The organism is Kitasatospora sp. NPDC002543 (assembly GCF_053594915.1).
Genome location: NZ_JBSFWR010000026.1, coordinates 9185 through 29064 on the forward strand (window position 1 = coordinate 9185; position 19880 = coordinate 29064).

Consider the following 19880-nt stretch of genomic DNA (forward strand, 5'->3'; position numbering starts at 1 on the left):
TCACCGTCCTTCCCGGGCGTGCCGGGCGATCTGCCGCAGGGCGGCGGCGAAGTCCTCGGCCGCCCGGCGGACGGCCTCGGTGCCGTGGACGGCGGGCCGGTGGTGCCAGGTGAAGGCGAGGCGTCCGCTCCGGGCGGCGCCGACCACCTCCAGCGGGTGGGAGCCGCCGTCCCGGGGGTCGTGGTCCTGGCCGAAGGAGCCGAGCTCCGCGCGGACCAGACCGTCCCCGGCGGTCTCGGGCCTGGCGTCCCACTGGCCGAGGTAGTTGAAGACGACCTGGCCGTGCCCGCCGGCGGCGAGCCGCTCGCGGACCTCGGGGGTGCCGAAGGTGCGCAGCGCGCCGAAGCCGAGGCCGTTGCCGGGCACCGCGCGCAGTTGCCGGCGGACGGACTTCACCAGGGCGCGCCAGTCGCGGTCCGGGTCGGGCGCGGCGGGGTCGGGGACGTGGAAGCCGACGGGGTGGACGGTGGTGAACCAGCCGACCGTGCGGGAGAGGTCGACGCCCTCCAGCAGGTCCTCCCGGCCGTGGCCCTCCAGGTCCAGGCCGATCCGCTCCTGGCCGCTCCAGCGGGCCAGGGCGAGGGCGAGGGCGGCGAGCAGCACGTCGTTGACCCGGGTGCGGTAGGCGGCGGGGGCGGCGCGCAGCAGCGCCTCGGTGTCCGCCTCGTCGAGTTCGACGGTGACCGCCGCGCGGGCCGAGACGTCGCCACCGGTGCCGTCACCGCCGGTGCCGTCACCGCCGGTGCCGTCGCCGGGCCCGTCCGGGCCGCCGGGCAGGGCCGCCCGGGCGCTCACCGCCTCCTCCCAGTACGGGAGTTCGTGGTCCAGGCCGCCCTCGGCGACATGGGCGGAGAGCCGCCGCGCCCAGTCCCGGAAGGAGGTGCCGCGCTCCCCCAGGGTGATCGCCTCGCCGCGGGCGGCCTGCGCGTGGGCGCTCTCCAGGTCGTCGCGCAGCACCCGCCAGGAGACGGCGTCGACGACGAGGTGGTGGGCGGCCAGGAGCAGCAGCGCCGGGTGGTCGGGGTGGCCGGTGAACAGGGCGGCGCGCAGCAGCGGGCCGCGGGCGAGGTCGAAGCCGGCGTGGAGTTCGTCGGCGGCCTTGGCCATGGCGGCGTCGGCGGCCTCGGTGCCCTGCCCGGTCAGGTCGCAGTGGACCAGGAGGTCCTCGACGGGCGCGGGCGGCGGGTTGAACTGGTGCCAGCCGGCCTCGTCGTGCGTGAAGCGCATCCGCAGGCCGTCGTGGTGTTCGAGCAGGGCGTCGAGGGCGGCGCGCAGGGCCCGCGGGTCGGGGTCGGCGGCGAGTTCGAGCAGGGTGGACTGGTTGAAGTGGTGGTGGGCGGCGCGCGGGGTGGTCAGGAACCACTCCTGGATGGGGGTGAGCGGGACGTCCCCGGTGACCGGGCCGTCGTCGGTGCGCTCGCCGGCGGCCCGGACGACGGTGGCCAGTTCGGCCACGGTCTGGTGGCTGAAGAGGTCCCGGGTGGCCATCCGCAGGCCGTCGCGGCGCAGCCGGGACACCACCTGCATGGTGAGGATGGAGTCGCCGCCGAGCAGGAAGAAGTTGTCGTCGGCGCCGACCCGTTCGAGGCCGAGGACGTCGGCCCAGATCCGGGCGATCCGGCGTTCGAGGTCGGTCTCCGGGTCCCGGCCGGGGGCGGTGGTGGCCTGGACGGGTCCGGGGTCGGGCAGGGCGCGCCGGTCGAGCTTGCCGTTGGGGGTGAGCGGCAGGCGCTCCAGGGGGACGAAGGCCGCGGGGACCAGGTGCGGCGGCAGCGACTCGGCCAGGTGGAGCCGCAGTTCGAGGGCGGGGGCGCCCCGGTCGGCGTCGGCCGGGACGACGTAGCCGACCAGTCGGCCGCCGCCGGGGCCGTCGGCGCGGACGGTGACGACGGCGTCGCGCACCAGGGGGCTGCGGCGCAGGGCGCTCTCGATCTCGCCCGGTTCGATCCGGAAGCCGCGCAGCTTGATCTGCTCGTCGGCGCGTCCGGCGAACCGGAGCCGGCCGTCGGCGTCGCGGCGGGCGAGGTCGCCGGTGCGGTACATCCGGGCGCCGGCCGGGCCGTGCGGGTCGGCGAGGAAGCGGGCGGCGGTCAGGCCTGGGCGGCCCTGGTAGCCGCGGGCGAGGCCGGGGCCGGCCAGGTAGAGCTCGCCGGTGACGCCGGGCGGTACCGGCCGCAGCGCGGTGTCCAGGACGTAGGCGCGGGTGGCGCCGCTGGGCCGGCCGATCGTGGGGCTGCCGGTGCCGGGGGCGAGCGGTTCGGTCCAGCTGGCGACGACGGTGGCCTCGGTGGGGCCGTAGGAGTTGATCATCCGCCGGCCGGGGGCCCAGGTGTCGACCAGGTCGGCGGGGCAGGCCTCGGCGCCGACCACCAGGGTGCGCAGCCCGGTGAGGGCGGCGGCCGTCGCGGGGTCCACGGTGGCCAGGGCCGCCGGGGGGATCAGGGTGTGGCTGATCCGGCGGTCGGCGAGCACCTCGGCGAGCCGTTCGCCGACCAGCGGGCCCTCCTCGCCGGTGACCAGGGCGGCCCCGGAGAGCAGTGAGATGCACAGCTCCAGCACGGAGGCGTCGAAGCTGGGCGAGGCGAACTGGAGCACCCGGTCGCCGGGGCCGACGGCGTACTGCTCGGCGGCGGCGGCCGCGAAGACGGCGAGGCCGCTGTGGGTGACCAGGACGCCCTTGGGCGTTCCGGTGGAGCCCGAGGTGTAGATGGCGTAGGCGGGGTGGGCGGGGGTGAGGCCTTCGGTGCGGTCGGCGTCGGTGGGCGGGGTGTCCGGCCCGTCGGCGGCCCAGACCTCGGCCGGGTCGTCGAGCAGCAGGTGGGCGCCGGAGTCGCGGACCATGAACTCCCGCCGGGGCGCCGGGTAGTCCGGGTCGACGGGGAGGAAGGCGCCGCCGGCCTTGGCGACGGCGAGCTGGGCGACGACCATGGCCGCCGAGCGGGGCAGGGCGAGGGCGACCAGCCGCTCCGGTCCGACGCCGCGCCCGATGAGCCGGTGGGCGAGCCGGTTGGCGGCCCGGTCCAGTTCGGCGTAGCCGATCTCCCGCTCGCCGTCGAGCAGTGCCGGTGCGTCGGGGGTGGCGGCGGCCTGCCGTTCGAACAGCTCGGCCAGGGTCGCCTCGGGCACCGGGCGGAAGGTGCCGCGGGTCTCGGCGGGCGGCGTGTCCGGGCCGGCCAGCGGCAGGGCGCCGACGGCCCGGGCCGGGTCCTGGGCGACGGCGGTCAGCAGGGCGGCGAGCTGGCCGGCCATCCGCTCGACGGTGTCCGCGTCGAACAGGTCGGTGTTGTAGGTGAGCAGGCCGTGCAGCGCGCCGCCGTCGGCCTCGGCGAACTCCAGAACCAGGTCGAAGGCCGTGCGGGTGTTGTCGGTCTCGACGTCGGCCACGTCCAGGCCGGGCAGGTCGAGGGCGGCGGACGGGGTGTTCTGGAGCACCACGAGGACCTGGAAGAGCGGGCTGCGGCTGGTGTCGCGTTCCGGCTGGACCTCGTCGACGACCTTCTCGAACGGCACGTCCTGGTGGGCGAAGGCGTCCAGGACGGTCTGCCGCACGTCGCCGAGGAGCGCCTCGAAGGGCCGCTCGGGCTCGATCCGGGAGCGCAGCACCAGGGTGTTGACGAAGAATCCGACCAGGTTCTGCGTCTCGGGCCGGTCGCGGCCGGAGGTGACGGTGCCGACGGCGACGTCGGTGTCCCCGCCGAGCCGGGCCAGGTAGGCCTGGGCGGCGGCGACCAGGGTGGTGAACAGGGTGGTGCCGCGCTCCCGGCCGACGGCGGCCAGTCGGCGGGCGGTGTCGGCGGGCAGCTCCAGCCGGGCGGTGGCGCCGTTGCTGGTGCGCACCGCGGGCCGGGGCCGGTCGGTGGGCAGCCGCAGCGCGCCGACTCCCTCCAACTGCCGCTTCCAGTAGTCGAGTTGCTCCTCGGCAGGGGCGCCGGCGGTGCGCTGCCAGTGCGCGTAGTCGGCGTACTGCACCGGCAGCGGCGCCAACGGGGGCTCCGTGGAGCCGAGTTCGGCGCGGTAGAGGTGGGCGAGGTCGGTGAGCAGCACACCGGTGGACCAGCCGTCGGTGACGATGTGGTGCAGGGTGAGGGCGAGCACGTGCTCGCCGTCGGCCAGCCTGGCCAGGGCGGGGCGCAGCAGCGGCCCGCGACGCAGGTCGAAGGGGCGGGCGCGCTCGGCGGCGAGCAGCGCGCCCAGCGCCTCCGCCCGCCCCCCGTCCGGCAGTTCGGCGAGGTCGTGCAGCGGCAGCGGGACGTCCTGCGGCGGGTGGACGAGCTGGACGCCGTGGCCGTCGACGCTGTCGAAGGTGGTGCGCAGCGACTCGTGCCGGGCCACCAGGGCGCCCAGCGCCGCGCCGAGCGCGCCGGTGTCCAGGGTGCCGCGCAGCCGCAGCGCGAGCGCGGTGGCGTACTCGGCGCCGCCGGGAGCGAACTCCTCCAGGAACCAGAGGCGTTGCTGGGCGTAGGACATCGGGGCGGCGCCCTCGCGGGGCACCGGGAGCACCGGCGGGCGGGCCGGGGCGGCCGGTTCCGCGGTGAGCAGCCGGGCCAGGCCGGCCGGGGTGGGGTGGTCGAAGACCGCGCGCGGCCCGAGGTCGGCGCCGAAGGCCTCGGCGAGGCGGGCGGCGAGGCGGATGCTGAGGATGGAATCGCCGCCCAGCTCGAAGAAGCCCTCGTCCACGCCGGGCGGGCGGATGCCGAGGACCTCGGCGAAGACCTCGGCGGTGCGGCGTTCGGCGTCGGTGCGCGGCTCGGTGCGGGAGCGGCGCTCGCCGCCGACTTCCGGCGCCGGGAGGGCGGAGCGGTCGACCTTGCCGTTGCGGCTCAGCGGGAGCGCGGCGAGCGGGACGAAGGCGGCCGGCACGAGGTAGTCGGGCAGGCTGCGGGCGGCGAAGGCCCGCAGCTCCTCGGGGTCGGCGGCGCCGACCGGGTAGGCGACCAGCCGGCGGGCGCCGGGCCGGTCCTCGCGGACGACCACGGCGACGTCGGTGACCAGCGGGTGGGCGGCCAGCACGGCCTCCACCTCGGCGGGCTCGACCCGGAAGCCCCGGATCTTCACCTGGTCGTCGGCGCGGCCGAGGAACTCCACGGTGCCGTCGGCGCGCCGCCGGGCGAGGTCCCCGGTGCGGTACATCCGGGCGCCGGGCGGGCCGGCCGGGTCGGCGAGGAAGCGGGCGGCGGTCGCCCCCGGGCGGCCGAGGTAGCCGCGGGCCAGGCCCTCGCCGGCCAGGTACAGCTCGCCCGCGCAGCCCGGCGGGACGGGCCGCAGCCGCCGGTCCAGGACGTGCACCCGCCGGTCGTCCAGCGGGCGGCCGATCGGGACGGTGCCGGGCACCGCGGCGGCGTCGGCCAGGGCGTGGGCGGTGGCGAAGGTGGTGGTCTCGGTGGGCCCGTAGCCGTCCACCACGGTGAGCCCGGGGCAGGCCGCCAGAACGCGGCGCACGGCGGCGGCGGGCACCACGTCGCCGCCGGTCCACAGGGCCCGCAGGCCGGTGAAGCAGTCCGGCGCGTCCTGGGCGAGCAGCCGGAACAGTCCGGCGGTGAGCCAGAGCGCGGTCGGTCCGTCCGGTCCGGCGAGGCGGCGCAGCACGGTGGCGTCCACCGGGCCCTCGGGGGCGACGAGGACGCAGCCGCCGTTCAGCAGGGGCGCCCACACCTCGAAGGTGGCGGCGTCGAAGGCGACCGGCGAGTGCAGCAGCACCCGGGCGCAGCTGCCGTCGGCGAAGCGGCTGTCGGTGGCGAGCGACGCCACGTCGCGGTGCCGGACGGCGACGGCCTTGGGCTCGCCGGTGGAGCCGGAGGTGTACATCACGTACGCCAGCCGGTCCGGATCGGCGGGCGGCAGCGCGGCGGGCGCCGGCTCGTCGCGGACGGCGGCGACCCGCTCGGCGGTCAGCACCGGGCCCGCACCGGCCCGGTCAAGCAGGACGCGGCGGCGTTCCTCGGGGGCGCGCAGGTCGACGGGCAGGTAGGCGCCGCCCGCCTTGAGGACGGCCAGCTGGGCGACGACGAGTTCGGCGCCGCGGTCCATCGCCAGCGCGACCCGCTCCTCGGGGGCGAGGCCGTCGGCGAGCAGCCGGGCGGCCAGCCGCTCGGACCACTCGTCGAGCTCCCGGTAGGTCAGTTCCCGTTCGCCGTCGCGCACGGCGGGGGCGTCGGGGGTGGCGCGGGCTCGCTCGGCGAAGATCCGCGGCGGGCTGCTCGGCGCCGCCGGGCGGGCGGTGGGGTGCCAGGAGGCGAGCAGGTCGCGGTCGGCCGCGGTGAGCGGGTCCAGGGCGGCGAGGTCGCCGTCCAGGCCGTCGGCGAGGGCGGTCAGCAGCCGGGCGAGGCGGTCGGCGGCGTCCCGGGCGGTGTCCGGGTCGAACAGCGCGGGGTCGTAGGCCAGGTCGAAGGCGAGCTGCCCGCTGAGGTGGGCGCGCAGGCACCAGGGGAAGGTGGTGGCGTCGTCGGCGCGCACCTCGACCACCCGGACGCCGGTGCGGTCGGCGGCGGACTCGTCGACGGGGTAGTTCTCGAACACCAGCATGCTGTCGAACAGCGCCTCCCCGGCGGGCAGTTCGCTCAGGGCCTGGATCCGGGGCAGGGCCAGGTGGTCGTGGCGGCGGCCGTCGCTCTGCCGGTCCTGGAGGTCGCGCAGCCAGGTCCGCACCTCGCCGTCCGGGATCCGGACCCGGGCCGGCACGGTGTTGATGAACAGGCCGATCATCGTCTCGACGCCGGGGAGTTCGGCGGGCCGACCGGAGACGGTGGTGCCGAAGACGACGTCCCCGGTGCCGCCGTAGCGGGCCAGCAGCAGCGCCCAGGCGCCCTCGACCAGGGTGTTGACGGTCAGTCCGGCGGCGGCCGCGTTCTCCCGCAGCCGTACCGAGAGCGCCTCGTCGAGGACCCGGTGCACGGCGGCGGTGGCGCGGGCCCGGTGGGCTCCGGCGGGCCGGCGGTCGCAGGGCAGCGCGGTCCGTTCGGTGAACCCGGCCAGGGCGTCGCTCCAGTGCTCCTCGGCGGCCCGCCCGTCCTGCTCGCGCAGCCAGGCCAGGAAGTCCGCGAAGGGGCGCCGGACCGGGCGGGGCGCCTGGGGTCCGCCGGTGAGAGCGGCGTACTCCTCGCACACCTCGGTGAGCAGTTGTCCGGTGCTCCAGCCGTCCAGGATCACGTGGTGGGTGGACCAGAGCAGCAGCAGCTCGTCGCCGGGCAGCGCGGCCAGGGCGAGCCGGGTGAGCGGCGCGGTGCCCAGGTCCAGTCCGGCGGCCCGCTCCTCGGCGAGCAGCCGTTCCGTCTCGGCGTCCCGCTGCCCGGGCGGCAGCGCCCGCCGGTCCAGGTGGCGCACGGGCAGTTCGGCGCGGCGGGCGACCAGCTGGACGGGGTGCGGCAGGCCGCGCCAGTGCACGGAGGTGCGCAGCGCGGGGGTGCGGTCGGCGACCAGCTGCCAGGCCTCGGCGAAGGCCGCCGGGTCGGCGACGCCGGCCAGCCGGACGGCGATCCGGTCCACGTAGGCGCCGTCCTCGTCGACCAGGCCGTGGAAGAGCATGCCGGACTGCAGGGGGGTGAGCGGCAGGACGTCCTCGACCCCGCGGCCGTCGCCGACCAGCCGGTCCAGCTGTTCCTGGTCGAGGCCGGCCAGCGGGAAGTCGGACGGGGTGCGGCCGCCGGCGGCGGGGTCCGCGCAGTGCTCGGTGAGCTCGCGCAGGGCCTGGAGGGTCTGCTCGGCGAGGGCCCGGACGGTGGCCTCCTCGTACACCGCCTCCGGGTACGTCCAGCCCAGTTCGAGCCGGCCGTCCTGGACCGCCCCGATGACGTCCAACAGGTAGGGGCGGGGCTCGTCGGGGTCGGCGTCCCGCCCGGCCGGGGGCAGCGAGCCGCGCAGCAGCCCCTCCGCGCCGGTGCCGGTGTCCCACTGCCCGTGGTAGTTGAAGCTGATCCGCGGCGCGGGCGCGTCGGCCGGCAGCGCGTCGGGGTGCAGGTAGCGCAGGGCGCCGTAGGAGAGTCCGCGCAGCGGGACGGCGCGCAGCTGCTCCTTGACCGAGCGCAGGGTGTCGTGCCAGCCGGCCGCGGGGTCGACGCGCAGGGCGAGCGGGAACTCGGCGGTGAACCAGCCGACCGTCCGGGAGAGGTCCTGGTCCGCGAAGAGGTCCTCGCGGCCGTGGCCCTCGACCCCGACCAGCACGGTGTCCCGGCCGCACCAGCGGGCCAGGGTGCGGCCCAGCGCGCTGAGCAGGACGTCGTTGACCTGGGTCCGGTAGACCTCCGGGACCCGGCGCAGCAGGGCCCCGGTGGTCTCCTCGTCCAGGGTCACGGTGAGGGTGGCGGCGCCGCCGTGGGTGTTGGGCCCGGGCCGCCCGGCGGGCAGCTCGGCCGGGGCCGCGCCGGTGCGGGTCCAGTGGGCGGTGTCGCCGTCCAGGGCGCCGGAGCGGGTGTGCCGCTCCAGCCGGGTGGCCCAGCGGGCGTAGGAGGTGCCCTGGTCCGGCAGCCGGACGGGCGCGCCGGTGCGGGCGGCGCGGTAGGCCGTTTCGAGGTCGGCCAGCAGGATGCGCCAGGAGACTCCGTCGACGGCCAGGTGGTGGGCGGTCAGCACGAGTTGGCCCGGCTGCCGCTCGCCGCCGTCGAAGAACAGGGCGCGCAGCATCCGGCCGCCGAGCGGGTCGAGGGAGCGCTGGGCCTGCTCGGCGGCCCGCTGCACCTCCTCCTCCACGGCGCCCTCGTGGGCCGTGAAGAGGCCGTCCGGGGCCTGCTCCAGGACTTCCTGGCGCCAGTCGGTCCCGTCGTGGCGGAACCGGGTGCGCAGCGCCGGGTGGTGCGCCGCCAGGGCGAGCACGGCCGCGCGCAGGGCCGCCGGGTCGGTGTCCGGGGCCAGGGCCAGCCGCTGGGTCATGGTGAAGCGCAGCGCGTCGCCGGGGCGGCGGCCGTCCAGGTACCCGTGCTGGATCGGGGTGAGCGGCGCCTCGGTGGGCTCGGCCTCCAGGCCGGCCGCCACGGGGGCGGCCGACTCCCCTGCGGCGAGGGCGAGTTCGGCGACGTTCTGGTAGCGGAAGACGTCCTTGGTGGTGAGCGCGAGCCCGGCGGCGCGGGCCCGGGAGACGATCTGGATGCTGAGGATGGAGTCGCCGCCGAGGGCGAAGAAGTTGTCCCGGGCTCCGATCCGCTCCACGCCGAGCACCTCGGCCCAGATCGCGGCGAGCCGCTCCTCGGTGCCGGGGCGCGGGGCGACGTACGCGGTGGTGCGGTCGGGCCGGGCGGACGGGGCGGGCAGGGCCCGCCGGTCGGTCTTGCCGCTGGTGGTGCGCGGGATGCGGGCCAGCGGGACGAACGCGGTGGGCACCAGGTGGTCGGGCAGGGTGCGCCGCAGCCAGGCCCGCAGTTCCTCGGCGGGCGGCACCCGGTCCCCGGCCGGCACCGGGTAGCCGACCAGCAGGGTCCGGCCGCCCAGTTCGCGGGCGGCGACGGCGCAGTCCGCGAGGTCGGGGTGGGTCAGCAGGGCGGCCTCCACCTCGCCGGGTTCGATCCGGAAGCCGCGGATCTTGACCTGCTCGTCGGCGCGGCCGAGGAACTCCAGCTGCCCTTCGGCGTCCCAGCGGGCCAGGTCGCCGGTGCGGTACATCCGGGTGCCGGGCGGGCCGTAGGGGTCGGCGAGGAAGCGGGCGGCGGTCAGCCCGGGCCGGCCGAGGTAGCCGCGGGCGACCTGCGCCCCGGCCAGGTACAGCTCCCCCGGCGTGCCGGGCGGCACCGGGCGCAGCGCGCCGTCGAGCACGTAGGCGGCGGTGTTGCGGCCCGGCCGGCCGATCACCGGGCGCCCGGGGTGGTCGGCGCAGCGGGCGTAGGCGGCGTCGACGGTGCACTCGGTGGGCCCGTACAGGTTGTAGGTGCTGATGCCGAACTCGGCCTGTGCGGCGCACAGGTCCCGCCAGGTGGCGGCGGGGACGGCCTCGCCCCCGAGCTGGAGCAGCCGGGGGTGGTGGGCGGCGGGGGCGAACAGTCCGGCGGCGGTGAGCTCGCGCAGGAAGGAGGGGGTGACGTTGACGACGTCGAGCCGCCGTTCGACGATCCGGGCGAGGAAGGCCTGCGGGTCCAGCCGGACGTCCTCGTCGATCAGGTGGAGCTCCTGGCCGGAGACCAGCAGCAGCGGGCCCTCCCAGCTGGTGTCGAAGGAGAGCGAGGCGCTGAGGGCGACCCGCAGCCGGGCGCCGTCGGCGGTGTGCGGGACGAGCATCCCCTCCCGGTGGTCCCGGCAGAGGTTGACCAGCTGGCGGTGCTCGACGACCACGCCCTTGGGGCGGCCGGTGGAGCCGGAGGTGTGGATCAGGTAGGCGGCGTGCCCCGGCAGCAGCGGGGCGGTCCGCTCGGCGTCGGTCAGGTCGTGGCCGGGCAGGGCGTCCCAGGGCACCTCGCGCAGGGTCCGCTCGGTGAGGACGGTGCGCGGCCGGGTGTCGTCGAGCAGCAGGGCGGCCCGCTCCTCGGGCAGGTCCGGGTCGACGAACTGGAGGGCGGCGCCCGCCTTGAGCACCGCGAACAGGGCGACCAGCAAGTCGGAGGTGCGCGGCAGCCGGACGGCGACCACCTGCTCCGGGCCGGCGCCGAGGGCCGTCAGGTGGCGGGCGAGCCGGTTGGCGCGGGCGTTGAGCGCGCTGTAGTCCAGGGTGGCGTCCCGGGCGACCACCGCGGTGGCGTCCGGGGTGCGGGCGGCCTGCTCCTCGAACAGGGCGGTGAAGGTGGTGTCCGGGCCGGGCAGCGCCTCGCCCCGGCTCTGCCGCAGCACTTCCCGCCGCTCGTCCCCGGTCATCAGCGGCAGCTCGCCGACCGGCGTGTGCGGGGCCTCGGCGGCGGCCGTCAGCAGGGTGGTCAGCCGGGCGGTGAGCCGTTCGGCGGTCCGGGCGTCGAACAGCCCGGTGCTGTACTCCAGGTAGCCGGTCAGTGCGCCGTCGTGCTCGGCGAAGTCGAAGGAGAGGTCGAAGGTGGCGTTGCGGACCGGCGGGGTGATCGGCTCCGCCGTCAGGCCGGGCAGCCGGGGCGCCTCGGCGCCGAGGTTGTGCAGTGCCACCATCACCTGGAACAGCGGGGTGCGGCTGGTGTCGCGCTCCGGCTGGAGGACGTCCACCAGCCGTTCGAAGGGCACCTCCTGGTGGGCCAGGGCGTCCAGGACGGTGCGCTGCGCGGCGGTCAGCAGCTCGTGGAAGGACCGTTCGGGGCGGATGTCGCCGCGCAGCACCAGGGTGTTGACGAACATGCCGACCACGTCGTGGAGTTCGCCCCGTTCGCGGCCGGAGGTGACGGTACCGACGGCGACGTCGCTCTGCCCGGACCAGCGGGCCAGCAGCACCTGGCAGGCGGCCAGCAGCACGGTGTAGAGGGTGCCGTCGGCCTCCCGGCCGCGCTCGCGCAGCCGGGCGGTCAGGTCGGCGGGCAGGGTGAAGGCGACCAGCGCGCCCTCCCGGGTGCGCACCGCCGGGCGCGGCCGGTCGGTGGGCAGTTCCAGCGGCTCCAGGCCCTCCAGGGCGCCGCGCCAGTGGGCGAGGTCGGCCTCGGCGGCGGCGGTGCGGGTGCGCTGCCAGGCCGCGTAGTCGGCGTACCGGACGGGCAGCGCGGGCAGGTTCGGGCGACGGCCTTCGAGGGCGGCGGCGTACAGCTCGCCGAGGTCGCGGCCGAGCACGCCCATCGACCAGCCGTCGGTGGCGATGTGGTGCACGGCCAGGGCGAGGACGTGCTCCTCGGCGGCCGTGCCGAGCAGCCGGGCGCGCAGCACCGGCCCGGCTTCGAGGTCGAAGGGGGTGGCGGCGATCCGCTCCAGCCGGGCGTCCAGCTCCGCCGGCCGGACGGGCTCGTACGGCAGCTCGACGGGGTGCGGCGGGTGCACCACCTGCCGGGCCCGGCCGTCCCGTTCCGCGTACGTGGTCCGCAGCGCCTCGTGCCGTGCGACCAGGGCGTCCAGGGCGGTGCCCAGGGCGGCCCGGTCGAGGGGGCCGCGCAGCCGCAGCACCGACAGCGAGGTGTACTCGGTGCTGCCGGACTCGAAGCGGTCGAGGAACCAGAGCCGCTGCTGGGCGTAGGAGAGCGGCGCGTCGGCGTCCGGGTCGGCGGCGGGGATGACGGCGGCCGTGGTGCCCGCGCCCGGTGCGCCGAGCGCCCCGGCGAGGTCGGCGAGCACGGGGTGGGTGAACAGCAGCCGGGGCGAGAGGTCCGCGGAGCCGAAGGCGGCGCGCAGCCGGGCGGTGACCCGCACGGCGAGGATGGAGTCCCCGCCGAGGGCGAAGAAGTCGTCCTCGGCGCCGATCTCCCCGGCGGACAGCACCTCCGTCCAGGCCTCGGCGACCAGCCGCTCGGCGGGGGTGCGGGGCGCGGTGCGCTCGCGGCCGGCCGCGAAGCCGTCCGGCCCCGGCACCGGCAGGGCGCGCCGGTCGAGCTTGCCGTTGGGGGTGAGCGGGAGGGCGGCCAGCGGGACGTAGGCGGCGGGCACCAGGTAGGCGGGCAGCAGCCGTTCCAGGTGGGCGCGGAGTTCGGCGGCGCCCGGGGGCCGGGCCGGGTCCTCGCCGACGACGTGGGCGACCAGCCGGCGGGTGCCGGCCGGGTCCTGGTGGACGCCGACGGTGGCGAGGGCGATGCCCGGGTGGGTCTGCAGGGCGGCCTCGATCTCGCCGGGTTCGATCCGGTAGCCGCGGATCTTCACCTGCTGGTCGGCGCGGCCCAGGTAGCGCAGGGTGCCGTCGGCCTGCCGGCGGGCCCGGTCGCCGGTGCGGTACATCCGGGTGCCGGGGGCGCCGAAGGGGTCGGCGAGGAAGCGGGTGGCGGTCAGGCCGGGCCGGTTGAGGTAGCCGCGGGCCAGGCCCTCGCCCGCCACGTACAGTTCGCCGACGGCGCCCGGGGGCAGCGGGGCGAGGTCGTCGTCGAGCACGTACAGCCGCAGGTCGGCGATGCCGGTGCCGATCGGGCCGGGGCCGCCCGCCGTGGCGGTGGCGAGGTCCAGCGCGGTGTGGGTGACGTGCACGGTGGTCTCGGTGATGCCGTACATGTTCACCAGGCGCGGCGCGTCCTCGGGGTGGCGCCGGTACCAGTCGGCGAGCCGGGTGACGTCCAGCGCCTCGCCGCCGAAGACCACCGTGCGCAGCGCCAACCGGGCGGATGTGTCGGGCAGTTGGGCGTCGGCGCGGTCCAGCTGGTGGAACGCGGACGGGGTCTGGTTGAGCACCGTGACCCGTTCGTCGGCGAGCAGCCGCAGGAAGTCCTCCGGGGAGCGGGCGGTGTCCTCGGGCACCACGACGAGCCGGCCGCCGTGCAGCAGCGGGCCCCACAGCTCCCAGACCGAGAAGTCGAAGGTGTAGGAGTGGAAGAGCGTCCAGACGTCCTCGGCGCCGAAGCCGAACCGCTCCCGGGTCTGCTCGAACAGCCGCACCACGTTGGCGTGCGGCACCACCACGCCCTTGGGGCGGCCGGTGGAGCCGGAGGTGAAGATGGCGTACGCGGGGCTGTCGGGCAGCGGGCGGTGCCCGGCGCCGAGCGGGCCGGCCGGGCGGCGGGCGAGGTCGGCGCGCACCCCGGGGGCGGCCAGGGCGAGGACGGGGACCTCCACGCCGGCCTGCTCCTCGGTCGTCACCAGCGCCACCGGGGCGGCGTCGCGCAGCAGTTCGGTGCGGCGCTCGGCGGGCAGGCCCGGGTCGAGCGGCAGGTAGGCCGCGCCGGTCTTGAGGACGGCGAGGACGGCCACCACCAGTTCGGCGGTGCGGGGCAGTGCGAGGGCGACGTAGCGCTCGGGGCCGGCGCCGTACCCGGCCAGCCGGTGGGCCAGCCGGTCGGCCCGGGCGTCCAGCTCGGCGTAGGACAGCTGCTCCCCGCCGCAGGTGACGGCGACGGCCCGCGGGGCGCGGGCGGCCTGCTCCTCGAACAGCTCGACCAGGGTGCGCCCGGGCCGGCCCTGCGCGGTGCCGTTCCACTCGACCAGCAGCCGGTGCCGCTCCTCCTCGGTGGTCCAGGCGAGCGAGCGCAGCGGGCGGTCCAGTCCGTCGGCCAGGCCGGTGAGCAGCAGGCAGAGCCGCTCGGCGAGGCCGCGCACGGTGGCGGCGTCGAACAGCCCGGGGTCGTAGGCGAGGTCGAAGCCGACCTGCCCGCCCTGGTAGGCGCGCAGCACCAGCGGGAAGTTGGTGGCGTCCCGGGAGGAGACCTCGGCCAGCCGCACCCCGGTGCCGGCGGCGTCGGTGTCGTCGAAGGGGTAGTTCTCGAAGGCGACGATGCTGTCGAACAGGGCGCTGCCAGGCGGGACGTCGCTGTAGCCGGTGAGCTCGGCCAGCGAGACCGCCGCGTGCCGGCGGGCCTCGGCCTGGTCCGCCTGGAGCTCGCGCAACCAGTCGGCGGCGGTGCGGGCGCCGTCCACCCGGACCCTGGTCGGCAGGGTGTTGATGAACATGCCGATCATCGACTCGACGCCGGGCAGTTCCTCCGGCCGGCCGGAGACGGTGGTGCCGAACAGCACGTCCGGCTCGCCGCTGTAGCGGGACAGCAGCAGCGCCCAGGCGCCCTGCACGACGGTGCCCAGGGTCAGCCCGGACTGCCGGGCGGCGCGGGCGAGCCGCTCGGAGACCGGCTCGGGCAGGGCGGCGCTGTGGCTGCCGGCCGAGCGGGCCCGGTGGGCCTCGCGCCGGGTGCGGTCGGCGGGCAGCGGGGTGGCGGTGGCGAAACCGTCCAGCACGGACCGCCAGTGGGCGCGGGCGGCCCCGGCGTCCTGCCCGGCCAGCCAGTGCACGTAGTCGGCGAAGGGCCGGCGCACCGCCGGGGCGGGCGCGCCGCCGGTGGTGAGCGCCGCGTACTCGGCGAAGACGTCGGTGAGCACCTGGGCGAGGCTCCAGCCGTCCAGGATCAGGTGGTGGGAGGTCCAGAGCAGCTGGACCCTGGCCTCGGGCAGCCGGACCAGGGTGAGCCGGGTGAGCGGGGCGGTGGCGATGTCCAGACCGAGGGCGAGGTCCTCGGCGCGCAGCCGGGCCAGCCGTTCGGCCCGCTCGACCGGGTCGGCGGCCCGCAGGTCCAGGTGGGCGACCGGCAGCCGGACGCCCCGGCGCACCACCTGGAGCGGGGCGGGCACGCCCTCCCAGACCACCGAGGTGCGCAGCGCGGGCGTCCGGTCGGCGACCCGCTGCCAGGCCAGGGCGAGCGCCCGCGGGTCGGCGACGCCCTCCAGCAGCAGGACGGCCTGGTCCAGGTAGACGTCGTCCTCGCCGCCGACCAGGCGGTGGAAGAGCATGCCCTCCTGGAGCGGGGTGAGCGGCAGCAGGTCCGCCACGTCCCGGCCGTCGCCGACCAGGCGGTCCAGCTGCTCCTGGTCGAGGCCGACCAGCGGGAAGTCGGAGGGGGTGCGGCCGCCGGCGCCGGGTTCGGCGCAGTGCTCGACGACGGCGCCCAGCGCGGCCAGCACGGCCTGGGACAACTCCCGTACGGTGTCGGCCTCGTGGATGTCCTCACTGTAGTGCCAGGTGAGCTCCAGCTCGCCGTCGGCGACCACGGCGGAGACGTCCAGCAGGTGGTCCAGCGGCTCGTCCGGGGCGAGGTCCCGGCCGGGGGCCTGCCCGGCGGGGGCGAAGTCGCCGGCCTCGGGGGCGGTCCACTGGCCGTGGTAGTTGAAGCAGACCTGCGGCAGCGGGACGTCCCGCAGGGCGGCGGCGTCCGGCGCGGGCGAGCCGAGCCGGGCGAGGGCCTCGTAGCCGAGGCCGCGGCGGGGCACGGCCCGCAGCCGCTCCTTGACGTGCTTGAGGGTGGCGGCCCAGTCGGGGGCCCCGGGCAGGTCCAGGGTGACGGGGTACTGGGTGGTGAACCAGCCGACGGTGCGGGACAGGTCGAGGCCGTCGAACAGGTCCTCGCGGCCGTGGCCCTCCAGGGCGACGGTGACCCGGCCGGTGCCGGTCCAGTCGGCGAGGGCCCGGCCGAGGGCGCTCAGCAGCACGTCGTTGACCTGGGTGCGGTACACCTCGGGCACCTTGCGCAGCAGCGCCTCGGTGGTGGCCCGGTCGAGCCGGCCGCGCAGGGTGCGCACCGAGCCGGCCGTGGGGGTGCCGGGCCGGTCGACGGGCAGCGGCGCGGCGGGGGCGGCGGTCTCGGCCCTCCAGTACGGCAGGTCCTCGTCCAGGCCGCCGGCCCGGACCAGCTCGGAGAGCCGGTGCGCCCAGTCGGTGAACGCGGTGGGTTCGGGCTCCAGGCCGGGGTCGGTGCCCGCGGCGGCCCGCCGGTAGGCCTGCTCCAGGTCGGCGAGCAGCACCCGCCAGGAGACGCTGTCCACGGCGAGGTGGTGGGCGGTCAGGAAGAGCTGGGGCCGGGCCCCGTCCTCGGCGCGGAACAGGACGGCGCGCAGCAGGGCGCCGGTGGCCGGGTCGAGTTCGGCGCGGGCTGCCTCGGCGGCCCGCAGCCGGGCGGCCCCGGGCCCGGACCCGGCCTCCGACTCGGCCTCGCCGCCGGGGTCGAGCCGGACCAGCAGCCGTCCGGCGTCGGCGGCCGGCTCCTGGCGCGGGCCGTCCTGCCCCGGGGTGAAGCGGGTGCGCAGCGCCGGGTGGGCGGCCACCAGCGCGTCCAGCGCCCGTTCCAGGGCGGGCTCGTCCAGCTCGTGCGGCAGGTCGAGCAGCATCGACATGGTGAAGTGGCGCAGCGGGCCGTGGGCGGCGAAGAACCACTCCTGGACGGGGGTGAGGGGAGCCGGCCCGTCCTGGTGGCGCGGAGCGGGGGCGGCCTGCGCCCCGACGGTGCGGGCCGCGGCGGCGAGGTCGGCGACGGTCTGGTGGCGGAAGACGTCCTGGGAGCCGATCCGCAGGCCCTCGGCGCGGGCCCGGGAGACGGCCTGGATGCTCAGGATCGAGTCCCCGCCGAGTTCGAAGAAGTTGTCGGTGACGCCGACCCTCGGCACGCCCAGCACCTCGGCCCAGATGGCGGCGAGGGTCTCCTCCTCGGGGGTGCGCGGGGCGACGAACCCGCCCTCCCGGACGTCGGCCTCGGGGGCGGGCAGGGCGCGGCGGTCCAGCTTGCCGCTGGTGTTGAGCGGCAGCGCGTCGAGCACGGTGAAGGAGGAGGGCACCATGTGGTCGGGCAGCACCCGGCGCAGTGCCGCGCGCAGTTCGGCGACGGGGCGGGCGGCGCCGTCGGCGAACACCAGGTAGGCGGCCAGCCGGTGGTGACCGTGGGCGTCGGGGACGGCGGTCACGGCGGCCGCGGCGACCTCGGGGAGGTCGAGCAGGGCGGCCTCGATCTCGCCGGGTTCGATCCGGTGGCCGCGCACCTTGACCTGGTCGTCGGCGCGCCCGAGGTACTCCAGGCGCCCGTCGGCGGTCCAGCGGGCCAGGTCGCCGGTGCGGTACATCCGGGTGCCGGGCGGGCCGTAGGGGTCGGCGGTGAAGCGGGCGGCGGTCAGGCCCGGGCGCCCGGCGTAGCCGCGGGCGACCTGCTCGCCGGCCAGGTGGAGTTCGCCGCTCACCCCGGGCGGCACCGGCTGGAGCCGGCCGTCGAGGACGTAGGCGCGGACGTTGGGCAGCGGGCGGCCGACCAGCGGCCGGTCCCCGCCGTCGATGCGGCAGGCGAGCGCGTCGACGGTGCACTCGGTGGGCCCGTAGTAGTTGTAGGCGGCCACCTCGGGGCGGGCGGCGAGCTCGCGCCAGAGCCGGGGGGCCACCGCCTCGCCGCCGAGCATCAGCACCCGGGGGCGGTGGCGGGGGTCGTCGAGCAGCCCGGCGGGCAGCAGTTGGCGCAGGTAGGAGGGGGTGAGGTCGAGGAAGTCGATCCGGTGGCGCACGACGAACTCGACCAGGGCGGCCGGGTCCATCCGGGTGGTCTCGTCGACCAGGTGCAGCGGGTGGCCGTCGGCCATCAGCAGCAGGCCCTCGAGCGAGGTGTCGAAGGAGAAGGAGGCGGTCAGCGCGACGTTCAGCGGCCCGCCGCCGGCGTCGGCGACGAAGCCGGCCCGGTGGGCGGCGAGCAGGTGGGTCAGGGCGCGGTGCGGCACGGCGACGCCCTTGGGGCGGCCGGTGGAGCCGGAGGTGTAGAGCACGTACGCGGGGGTCGCCGGGTCCGGCGCGGGGAGCCGCCCGGTGTCCTCGTGGTCGGTCCCCGTCAGCTCGCGCAGGGTCTGCTCGTCCAGCAGCAGGGCCGGCCCGGAGTCCTCCAGCAGGTAGCGGACGCGCTCCTCGGGCAGCGCCGGGTCGACCGGCACGTAGCCGGCGCCGGTCTTCCAGACCGCGAGGACGGCCGTCACCAGGTCGGCGGTGCGCGGCAGGCGCAGCGCGACCAGCCGTTCGGGGCCGGCGCCGCAGGAGGACAGCCGCTGGGCGAGCCGTTCGGCGCGAGCGTCCAGCGTCGCGTAGTCCAGCCGCTCCTCCCCGGCGACCAGCGCCAGGGCGTGCGGGGTCTCGGTGGCCCGGCGCCGGAACAGTTCCGGCAGGGTGACGTCCTCGACGGGCAGCGCGGTGGCGTTCCAGTCCCGGGTGACCCGCTCGGTCTCCCGCGCGGAGAGCAGCGGCAGGGTGGCGAGCCGGCGGTCCGGTTCGGCGGCGGCGCCCTCCAGCAGCCGCAGCAGCTGGTCGGCCGTCCGGGCGGCGGTGGGGGCGTCGAAGAGGTCGGCACGGTACTCGAGGACGCCGGTGAGCGCCTCGCCGTCGGGGACGAACTCCACGCTGAGGTCGAAGGTGGCGGCCTGCCGGGGCACGGTGACCGGCTCGGTGGCGAGGCCGGGCCGGTCGCCGGCCGCGGGCGGTGCGGGGTGCAGCAGCACCAGCACGTCGAACAGCGGGTTGCGGCCGGCTTCGCGGGGCGCGCCGACCGCCTCGACCAGCCGCTCGAACGGCGTGTCTCCGTGGGCGAGGGCGTCGTTGCCGGTCTCGGTGGCGGCCGTGAGCAGTTCGCGGAAGGAGGCGTCGGGCGCGACCCGGGTGCGCAGCACCACGGTGTTGACGAAGCAGCCGACGGCCCGTTCCAGCTCGGTGCGGGTGCGCCCGGCCATCAGGGTGCCGACGGTGACGTCCGGCCGGCCGGACCACCGGGCCAGCAGCGCCTGGGTGCCGGCCACCAGCGCGGTGTTGAGGGTGCCCTGCCGTTCGGCCGCGAGGGCGCGCAGCCGGGCGGTGAGCGGCGCGGGGACGGTGAAGGTGTGCAGGGCGCCGGGGCCGGCCTCCTCGCCGCGCCGCGGGTGGTCCAGCGGCAGTTCGGTCGGCTCGGCGCCGGCCAGCTTCTCCCGCCAGTGGGCGAGGTGCCGCTCCAGCCGGTCGCCGGCCAGCTGCTCGCGCTGCCACACCGCGAAGTCCGGGTACTGGGTGGGGACTTCGGGCAGTTCGGGTTCGGCGCCGCGGGCCAGGGCGGCGTAGACGGTGCACAGCTCGTCCAGGACGACGCCCATCGACCAGCCGTCGGTGACGATGTGGTGGGCGGTCAGCTGCAGCACGTGGGACAGCGGCGACTCGGCCACCAGCAGGGCGCGCAGCAGCGGCCCCCGGGCGAGGTCGAAGGGCCGGCCGTACTCCCGCAGCAGGACCGCGTCCAGGCTCTCGCCGCCGGCCTGCTCGTGGACCGGCAGCTCCACCGGCCCGGCCTCCCGGACGATCTGCACCGGCCGGCCGTCGGCCTCCTCGAAGGTGGTGCGCAGCGCCTCGTGGCGGGCCACCACGGCGGTCAGGGCGGCGGCGAGCGCCGTGCGGTCCAGCGCCCCGGTGAACCGCAGGGCGACGGCGCTGTTGTAGCGGGCGTCCCCGGGGCTCAGCCGGTCCAGGAACCAGAGCCGCTGCTGGACGAAGGAGGGCGGCAGCGGTCGGCCCCGGTCGGCGCGCGGGATGGCCCGGTCGGCGGGGCGGGTGCCGCCGGCCCGGCCGGCCAGCCGCTTGCGCAGGGCCTCCTGGAGGTCGGCGGGCAGGGCGGCGGCGCGGTCTCGCTTCGAAGTCGTCATGGTCG

General features: G+C 77.2%; 1 protein-coding gene. It reads right to left on the minus strand.

The annotated features are described in order from the left end of the window. Entirely contained in the window at positions 1 to 19875 is a 19875-nt protein-coding gene (locus ACWD4P_RS14220; protein ID WP_449779779.1) for a non-ribosomal peptide synthase/polyketide synthase, read from the minus strand. Positions 19876 to 19880 lie beyond the last annotated feature (5 nt).

What these genes read in the sequence shown, in the direction of transcription:
- ACWD4P_RS14220 (WP_449779779.1), bottom strand. Translation starts at nt 19,875, where the DNA reads ATGACGACTTCGAAGCGAGACCGCGCCGCCGCCCTGCCCGCCGACCTC.